At 62.9% G+C, this 7,901-nt stretch carries 8 protein-coding genes; 1 reads left to right on the top strand and 7 read right to left on the bottom strand.

The genetic code is table 11. The features are described from left to right. Positions 1-372: 372 nt before the first annotated feature. Together BLV20_RS03375 and BLV20_RS03370 are read right to left on the bottom strand one after the other, a co-directional pair. Positions 373-1,401 carry an NAD-dependent epimerase/dehydratase family protein gene (locus BLV20_RS03375; RefSeq protein WP_092296926.1) on the bottom strand — a complete coding sequence of 343 codons (1,029 nt, stop codon included), beginning with the start codon at positions 1,399-1,401 and terminating at the stop codon, positions 373-375. Continuing rightward, entirely contained in the window at positions 1,398-1,664 is a 267-nt protein-coding gene (locus BLV20_RS03370) for a hypothetical protein (RefSeq protein WP_092296923.1), read from the bottom strand. The genes BLV20_RS03375 and BLV20_RS03370 overlap by 4 nt, the downstream gene beginning before the upstream one ends. A gap of 628 nt (positions 1,665-2,292) precedes the next feature. Between BLV20_RS03370 and BLV20_RS03365 the strand changes: the two genes are divergently transcribed. After that, positions 2,293-3,609 carry an OprD family porin gene (locus BLV20_RS03365; RefSeq protein ID WP_092296920.1) on the top strand — a complete coding sequence of 439 codons (1,317 nt, stop codon included), beginning with the start codon at positions 2,293-2,295 and terminating at the stop codon, positions 3,607-3,609. Here BLV20_RS03365 and BLV20_RS03360 read toward each other — a convergent pair. From BLV20_RS03360 to BLV20_RS31560, 5 genes are all read right to left on the bottom strand, one after another. Beyond that, entirely contained in the window at positions 3,588-3,983 is a 396-nt protein-coding gene (locus BLV20_RS03360; protein WP_092296917.1) for a hypothetical protein, read from the bottom strand. The two genes, BLV20_RS03365 and BLV20_RS03360, sit on opposite strands and share 22 nt — an antisense overlap. A 554-nt stretch (positions 3,984-4,537) precedes the next feature. Beyond that, entirely contained in the window at positions 4,538-5,155 is a 618-nt protein-coding gene (locus tag BLV20_RS03355) for a transglycosylase SLT domain-containing protein (protein WP_092296914.1), read from the bottom strand. A 50-nt stretch (positions 5,156-5,205) separates the two neighbouring features. Then, positions 5,206-6,144, bottom strand: a complete 939-nt coding sequence (locus tag BLV20_RS03350) for a carbohydrate kinase family protein (RefSeq protein ID WP_092296911.1) — start codon at positions 6,142-6,144, stop codon at positions 5,206-5,208. Positions 6,145-6,146: 2 nt separating this feature from the next. Continuing rightward, positions 6,147-7,655 carry a xylulokinase gene (gene xylB / locus BLV20_RS03345; RefSeq protein WP_092296907.1) on the bottom strand — a complete coding sequence of 503 codons (1,509 nt, stop codon included), beginning with the start codon at positions 7,653-7,655 and terminating at the stop codon, positions 6,147-6,149. Continuing rightward, positions 7,652-7,901, bottom strand: a 250-nt coding sequence (locus BLV20_RS31560; protein WP_371914288.1) for a hypothetical protein, incomplete at its 5' end; no start/stop codon positions are given. The genes xylB and BLV20_RS31560, both read right to left, overlap by 4 nt.

Here is a 7,901-nt window from a genome sequence, read left to right as displayed (position 1 = left end):
GAGGACCTGAAGGTCGACCGAGGCGCCTTCGATCGTCAGGGAAATATGGGTAGCGTTAGCATCCAGCATGCCGTGAAATCCATCCATTGAATAAGCAGGGGGCGGATGGTGCAGGAATCAGCCGGTCGATTCAAGCCGAGGCGGCTGCGGTTTTCCACCCGGTGGGAGATTCAGAAATGTCCGGGATAACCGTTACTTATGCCTGACAGCCTATCCGGCTAACGCCCTACGAGCATCAGCGCAATTGGCCGTAGGGGATAGGCCGATGGCCGCTCAGGGAATTCCGTAACGCTGCGTGCTTCAAGCCGCAATCGCCGTCGGCCAGTTGACCTGCAAGGGCGAAGGCTTTCGCCGGAGCAGGTCGATGCCGAGTCAGGAACGCGGGGGCAACGGCGGCCGGTAATAGCTCTGGAACCAATCGACAAAGCGTCCGAGGCCCTCGGCCAAGGGAACCTGCGGGCCGAAGCCGGTGACATTCTCCAGAGCGCTGGCATCGGCGCAGGTGTCCAGCACGGTGCCGGGCTGCAACGGCAGGTACTCGACCTGTGCCTTGCGCCCGAGCAGTTGCTCCAGGGTGGCGACGTAGTCCTTGAGCTGCACCGAGCGTTGTCCGCCGATATTGAACAGGCGCCAGGGCGCCATGCTGGTGGCCGGGTCGGGTTGTTCGCGGTTCCACAACGGATTGCGCGCCGGTGGCTTGCCCAGCAGGCGAACCAGGGACTCGACGAGGTCGTCGATATAGGTGAAGTCGCGCTGGTGCATGCCGTAGTTGAACAGCTTCAGCGGACGGCCTTCGCAGATGGCCTGGGCGAACAGCACCGGCGACATGTCGGGGCGTCCCCAGGGGCCATATACGGTAAAGAAGCGCAGGCCGGTGGCCGGCATGTCGAACAGGTGGCTGTAGCTATGGGCCATCAGCTCGTTGGCCCGTTTGCTGGCGGCGTACAGCGACAACGGATGGTCGACGGTGTCGCTGGCCTTGTTCGGCAGATGATAGTTGGCGCCGTACACCGAACTGGACGAGGCGTAGATCAGGTGTTCGAGCGGATAGCGCCGGCACATTTCCAACAGGTTGAGAAAGCCGCCGAGGTTGTTGTCCAGGCAGGCCCTGGGGTTTTCCAGGGAATAACGCCCCCCGGCATGGGCCGCCAGGTGGATCACCACTTGCGGGCGCACCTGGGCGAACAGCCGGTCGAGGGCCTCGGTATCGCCGAGGTCGAGGCGGTACAACGGGAAGCGTCCCGCTTGCTGCTCCACCCAGCGCACCCGGTCGTGCTTGAGTTGCGGGTCGTAATAGTCGTTGAAATTATCCAGCCCGGTGACCTGATGCCCATCCTTGAGCAAACGCAGAGCGGTATGGGCGCCGATGAAACCGGCGGCCCCGGTGATCAGGATATTCATGCGCAGGGCGCCCCCGGTACGCGCCAGGGCAGGCCGTTGCCCAGGCAAGGCAGGCAAGCGATGTCCCGCGTGACGGCGAGACGCCGATCGGCGCCCTCGTTGGATGAGGAGACGATCGCGCTGGCGCGCTGCAATCGGTTGACTCTGCGGCTGTCGATGCCGACACCAACCACAGGGTGGCTGACGCCGGTGAGGGCGACTGCTTGTACCGGGCCGACATGGCCGGTACCAAAAACGCTGGCATGCAAGAGGAGAAACCTCATCCGTGATGGGTAATGCGAGAGTTTTTTAGGCTCGCTTTTTAAAGAACTGATTAGGTGCAAGTCCTTTTCGCGCTCTTTTTTTGACACTACCACAGCGTGGAGACGGTTAATTGGCGCTAGGCCGTGTTGTATAAATGGCGATGGCGTTTTAACGAGTCCGCATTAAGTCTTTATTCTTTATATAAAACAGTGAGATAGGTCGTTTTTAAGGGGCGCTTCGGATTTGGCTCGCAGGCTGGTTGTAAAACCTGCTGAGGAAAATTTTACCGACGAGCGGTAGTGTTTTGCTCCCTATAAGAGCGTCTTTTTTCGTCGTCGAGCATCTCATTGGATCCAAAACTTCTGAAAACCTCCATGAAATGGCTTAGGCGAATACCCGTCGACGGGGAAGGGAGAAGTGCTGGAAATGATCGCTTAGTCGCAGCCAGCAGCACGCCCCAGAAGACTGCTGACAAGGATAAAGGCTGAAGTAGCTTCAGACTAAAGTCGGGTGTAGCCCGCCAAGGCCATCTGCCATCATTGCGGGTCAATATTGATTTGATCAATTCAACTGGCCAGAAATGATTCGCCAGATGGATTGCTATTGCCTTCTTTCATTCGCGTTACCGATGCACTGCTGGAGCTTTTCATGCGTCCCCCTTTCCCTTTGCTGCACTCAATCCGACCGCTGCGTTATCAATCGGTGGGCTTCGGCGCCCTGTGCCTGTGCGCGGGTTTTACCGCCCAGGTCCAGGCCGCGGGTTTCTTCGAAGACAGCAGCGCCAAACTCGAGTCGCGCACTATTTACTTCAACCGTGATTTCCGCGACGGCCACACCAGCAGCGATCAAGGCGCTTCCAAGCGCGAAGAGTCGGCGCAAGGCTTCATTCTCAACCTGCAATCGGGCTACACCGAAGGCACCGTCGGCTTTGGTATCGATGCGCTGGGCATGCTCGGTTTCAAGCTCGACTCCAGCCCCGACAGCAGCAACAGCGGCTTGCTGCCTTCCAGCGGCCATGACCCGCGGGGTTCCAAGGATCAGTACGCCAAGCTCGGCCTGACGGCCAAGGTGCGCCTGTCGCAGAGCGTGCTCAAGTACGGCGCGCTGCTGCCGGACCTGCCGCTGCTCAAATACAACGACGGGCGCCTGCTGCCGACCATGTTCAATGGCGCCATGCTGACGTCCAAAGAGATCAAGGACCTGACGTTCACGGCCGCGCGTCTGGACAGGTACACCGCCCGGGACTCCACGGACGCCCAGGACATCCGCGTGCACTGCAAGAACAAGCGGTATGCCTGCAACGTCACCGCCGAGCATTTCGACATGTATGGCGTGGACTACAAGTTCAACGACCGCCTGAGCGGCCAGTATCACTACGCCGAACTGGAGGACATTTACCGCCAGCACTTCATCGGCCTGCTGGCCAACCAGCCGTTGGGCAGCGGTGTGCTGAAGGCTGACTTGCGCCTGCTCAAGAGCGCCGACAGCGGTGCCGAGCGCGCCGGCTCCATCGACAACCGCGCCTTGAGCGGCATGCTCGGCTACGCCGTCGACGGCCACACCTTCAGCGCCGGCTGGCAGCGCATGAACGGCGACAATTCGATGCCGTATCTCGATGGCAGCAACCCGTACCTGGTCAACTATGTGCAAGTCAACGATTTCGCCGCCGCCCAGGAGCGCTCCTGGCAGCTGCGCTACGACTATGACTTCAAGGAAATCGGCATCAATGGCCTGAGCTTTCTGACCCGCTATGTCAGCGGCGACCATATCAAGGTCCCGGGCAGCGACCAGGAAGGTCGCGAGTGGGAGCGCGACAGTGAACTCAAGTATGTGGTGCAGAGCGGCACGTTCAAGGACGTCAGCCTGCGCCTGCGCAACGCCACCTACCGCAGCAACTACGAAAAATACGCCCGGGACGTGGACGAGACACGGCTGATCGTCAGCTACAACTTCTCGATCCTGTAAACATCCCAGGACTCGTAATCGCGATGCCCGAAATCTGAAATCCTGGATCTGAAACCTGAAACCTGAAACCTGAAACCTGAAACCTGAAACCTGTAGCCGCTGCCGAGCCTTGCGAGGCTGCGATCAACTACGCAGTAGTCGCCAATCCGCATGCGGTCCTTCAGATAGATCGCGTCGGCAGGTTTTGCGGCTGCGTTGCAGCCGGGCGCAGCCTCGCGTAGCTCGGCAGCGGCTACAGGGATCGTGGGGGTATCTGACTCAGGCGGTTCCAGCCAAGGCGCAGTAAACGCGATCCAAGCCCTGAGCCCAAACTTGTAGCCGCTGCCGAGCCTTGCGAGGCTGCGATCGACTACGCAGTAGTCGTCAATCCGCATGCGGTCCTTCAGATAGATCGCGTTGGCAGGTTTTGCGGCTGCGTTGCAGCCGGGCGCAGCCTCGCGTAGCTCGGCAGCGGCTACAGGGATCGTGGGGGATCTGACTCAGGCGGTTCCAGCCAAGGCGCAGGAAATGCGATCCAAGCCCTAGCCCGAACTTGTAGCCGCTGCCGAGCCCGCGAGGCTGCGATCGACTACGCAGTAGTCGCCAATCCGCACGCGGTCCTTCAAATAGATCGCGTCGGCAGGTTCTGCGGCTGCGTTGCAGCCGGGCGCAGCCTCGCGCAGCTCGGCAGCGGCTACAGGGGTCGTGGGGGGATCTGACTCAGGCGGTTCCAGCCAAGGCGAAGTAAACGCGATCCAAGCCCCCAGCCCAAACCTGTAGCCGCTGCCGAGCCCGCGAGGCTGCGATCGACTACGCAGTAGTCGCCAATCCGCACGCGGTCCTTCAGATAGATCGCGTCGGCAGGCTTTGCGGCTGCGTTGCAGCCGGGCGCAGCCTCGCGCAGCTCGGCAGCGGCTACAGGAGTCGTGGGGGGATCTGACTCAGGCGGTTATAGCCAATCCCAGAAGCGTCCCCAGAACCCGCGATTCAATTCTTCCCGGCAGCCGGCGTATTGCTGGCCGTACAGGCTGGAACGGCTTTGCACCTTCATGGCCACGGTCTGCAGCCAGGGCTTGGCCGTATAGGTCTGCCGGCGATAGCCGCCCCAGCCTTCGTGGTAATTGAGGTACTGGCGGTAAGCGTCCTGCTTGGTCACGCCGTTGACCCGCGTGGTCTGGTCCATGTACCAGCCGATAAAGTCCGTGGCGTCGGCGAAGTTGGTGCGGCTGGCCCAGTAATTGTCGCCCTTGCGCTGGTAGTCGCCCCAGACTTCGTCCTTGGCCTGCGGATAGCCGGCGGCCGTGGAGACCCGGCCCCAGGGAATCACCCACAACAGGTATTTGCGTGGCGGCAAGGCGTCCTGCTTGAAGCTGGATTCCTGGTAGATGATCGACAGCGGCACCTGGATCGGCACCCCCCATTTTTCTTCGGTGGCCTTGGCGGCCTCGTACCAGTCGCTTTTCTCGCGAAAGATTTCGCAGATATCGTTGGGGTTGGCCGGAGGCGAGGTCGCGCAGCCGGTCAGGATCAAGGGCAGGAGTAGGGCGGCATAGGCAAAGCGGGTCAAAGGCAGGGCTCTATTCGGGTCGATGGGAGCGCCATATGGCGCTCCTTCGATCAATTCAGTTGGTGGCGATAGGGCAGGTCCGGGCCGGTCTTGGCGCAAGTCAGCGCCGCGGCGCGGATAGCGAACCTGAGCATCTGGTCGATCTGTTCCCGGCTCAAGGTCGCCACGGCTTCGAGCGAATCCAGCTGCCGCTCGCTCAGCCAGGCAATCAAGGCGGCCTGGAAGGTGTCGCCGGCGCCCACGGTGTCGGCCATCTTAATCGGCATGGCCGGCGCCGACCAGCTGCCATGTTGCCGGCTGAATACCGTCGCGCCCTCGGCGCCGCGAGTCAGGAACACCAGTTGGCAGTGATGTTGCAGCCAGCCTTCGATCACCTGGCGTGGGTCCTGGTCGGGGTAGAGCAGGTGCAAGTCCTCGTCGCTGACCTTGATCAGGTCGGCCAGCCGGACCAGGGTGTCGATGCGCTGGCGCCACAGCTGGATGTCCGGTGCAGGGTTGAGGCGCACATTGGGGTCGAGGCTGATCAGGCGCTGGCCGCGCTCGCGGCGCACCAGTGCCAGCAGGGTGTCGCCGATCGGCTGCACCACCAGGGCAAACGAGCCGATGTGCAGGCCGCGCACCCGGCTGTCGAGCTGTGGCAGGTCGCTGAGCTGCAATTGGCGATCGGCGCAGCCTTCGCCACGGAAGCTGTATTGCGGCGAGCCGTCGGCGCCCACCGCGACCATCGCCAGGGTGGTCGGGGCCTCGACGTCCAGCAGGTAGTCCTCGGCCACGCCTTCCTCGCGCAACACCTGCAACAGGCGCCGGCCGAGGTAGTCGGTGGACAGCCCGGCGAACAGCGCCGCGTCCACACCCAGGCGGCGTAACCCGACCGCGACATTGAAGGGCGAACCGCCGGCGATCGCCTGGAAGTTGACCCGCGACGCCCGACCGCTGGCATCGTCTTCGCTGAAAAAATCGAACAGTGCTTCACCACAGACCAGGTACATAGTCATTCGCTCTTCAAAAGGGTTGCCACATGTTGTTGGTAACGTTCATAGGCCTGCTGGTAGGCCGCGACATTGGCCGCTATCGGCAAGGTTTCGCTGCTTGCATCGAGCTTCACGCAGCGCTGGCACAACTGCGCCAGGCTCTGCGGTCGGTCGCTGCTGTGGAAATAGCACCAGGCCGCCTGGATCGCCGCGCCCAGGGCCGCCGCTTCGCTCTGCTCGGTGCAGACCACCGGGGTGCGCATGATATCGGCGACCATCTGCCGCCACAGCGGGCTTTTCGAGCCGCCGCCGATCAGGCGGATGCCTTGGCTCTGCAGGCCGTTGCTGCGCAGCAGGTCCAGGCCGTAACGCAGGCCGAAGGTGGTGCCCTCGACCACCGCCCGGCACAGGTTGGCCCGGGTCAGGTTGTTGGCGGTCAGCCCCAGCAGGCTGCCGCTGGCATGGGGCAGGGCGGGAACCCGCTCGCCGTTGAGGAACGGCAGCATGCACACGCCCTCGGCACCGATCGGCGCCTGCGCCACCAACTGGTTGAAATCATCGATACCCAGCTCGAACAGCTCGCGCACCGCGCCTGTGGCGTTGGTCAGGTTCATGGTGCAGATCAGCGGCAGCCAGCCGCCGCTGGAGGAGCAGAAGGTCGCCACCGCGGCGTCTGTGCTGACCCTGGGTTGCTCGGCATAGGCGTACAGGGTGCCGGAAGAGCCCAGGCTCATGGTGATCGCCCCCGGCTGGATATTGCCGGTGCCGATGGCCCCCAGCATGTTGTCGCCGCCACCGCTGGACACCAGCGCCTGCGGGTTGAGGCCCAGGTGCCGGGCGATTTCCGGCAGCAGCGGGCCCACCGCCTGGTGGGCGTCGAGCAGTTCCGGCAAGGCGGCTTCCAGGCGACCGTCGGGGTCGATGTGCCTGAGCAGTTCGAGGTCCCACTGGCGGGTGCGCACGTTGAAATAGCCGGTGCCCGAGGCATCGCCGTATTCGCTGCAGCAGCGGCCGGTCAGCCAGTAGTTCAGGTAATCGTGGGGCAGCAGGACATGGGCGATACGCTGGAAAACCTGCGGATGCCGTTCTCGGGTCCACAGCAGTTTCGACACGGTGTAGCCGGGCGCAATTGCCACGCCGAGGCGTTCCAGGGAACCTTGCTCGCCGCCCAGGTATTCCAGCAGGCGCTGGTTCTGTGGCGTGGATTCGGTGTCGCACCAGAGCTTGGCCGGGCGCAGCACCTGGCCCTGATGGTCGAGCAGGACCAGGCCATGCTGCTGGCCGGAGACTCCGACCCCGAGGATCTCCAGGCCGCTGACCCCGGCGGCCAGCAAGGCGCGGCGGGTGGCCAGGGTCAAGGCCTCGCGCCATTGTTCGACGTCCTGTTCACGGCGGCCGTTGACGCCGCTGATCAGGCTGTGGGACGCCGCGCCGAGCCCCTGCACCTCGCCACTGGAGGCGTCGAGCACAATGGCCTTGGTGCCCTGGGTGCCACAGTCGATACCGAGGAAAAGTTGCTGTGCCGTCATGGATGGACCTGCCGAAAATTCGAATCAAAACCACTGTAGCCGGTGTAGCCGCTGCCGAGCCCGCGAGGCTGCGATCGATTGCGCAGCAATCGCAGAACCTGAACGCGCGGTCTGCCTGGCGAAACGCGTTGGCCGCCCTTGCGGCTGCTGCGCAGCCGATCGCAGCCTTCGGCAGCGGCTACAGGTGCGACGACGATGTAGCCGCTGCCGAGCCCGCGAGGCTGCGATCGATTGCGTAGCAATCGC

Source organism: Pseudomonas sp. NFIX28, assembly GCF_900107395.1.
GTDB lineage: Bacteria > Pseudomonadota > Gammaproteobacteria > Pseudomonadales > Pseudomonadaceae > Aquipseudomonas.
Note: the sequence above shows the minus strand (reverse complement) of the source record. Positions and strands in the feature narration are given on the sequence as shown.

What these genes read in the sequence shown, in the direction of transcription:
- BLV20_RS03375 (WP_092296926.1), bottom strand. Translation starts at nt 1,401, where the DNA reads ATGAATATCCTGATCACCGGGGCCGCCGGTTTCATCGGCGCCCATACC.
- BLV20_RS03370 (WP_092296923.1), bottom strand. Translation starts at nt 1,664, where the DNA reads ATGAGGTTTCTCCTCTTGCATGCCAGCGTTTTTGGTACCGGCCATGTC.
- BLV20_RS03365 (WP_092296920.1), top strand. Translation starts at nt 2,293, where the DNA reads ATGCGTCCCCCTTTCCCTTTGCTGCACTCAATCCGACCGCTGCGTTAT.
- BLV20_RS03360 (WP_092296917.1), bottom strand. Translation starts at nt 3,983, where the DNA reads ATGCGGATTGACGACTACTGCGTAGTCGATCGCAGCCTCGCAAGGCTC.
- BLV20_RS03350 (WP_092296911.1), bottom strand. Translation starts at nt 6,144, where the DNA reads ATGTACCTGGTCTGTGGTGAAGCACTGTTCGATTTTTTCAGCGAAGAC.
- xylB (WP_092296907.1), bottom strand. Translation starts at nt 7,655, where the DNA reads ATGACGGCACAGCAACTTTTCCTCGGTATCGACTGTGGCACCCAGGGC.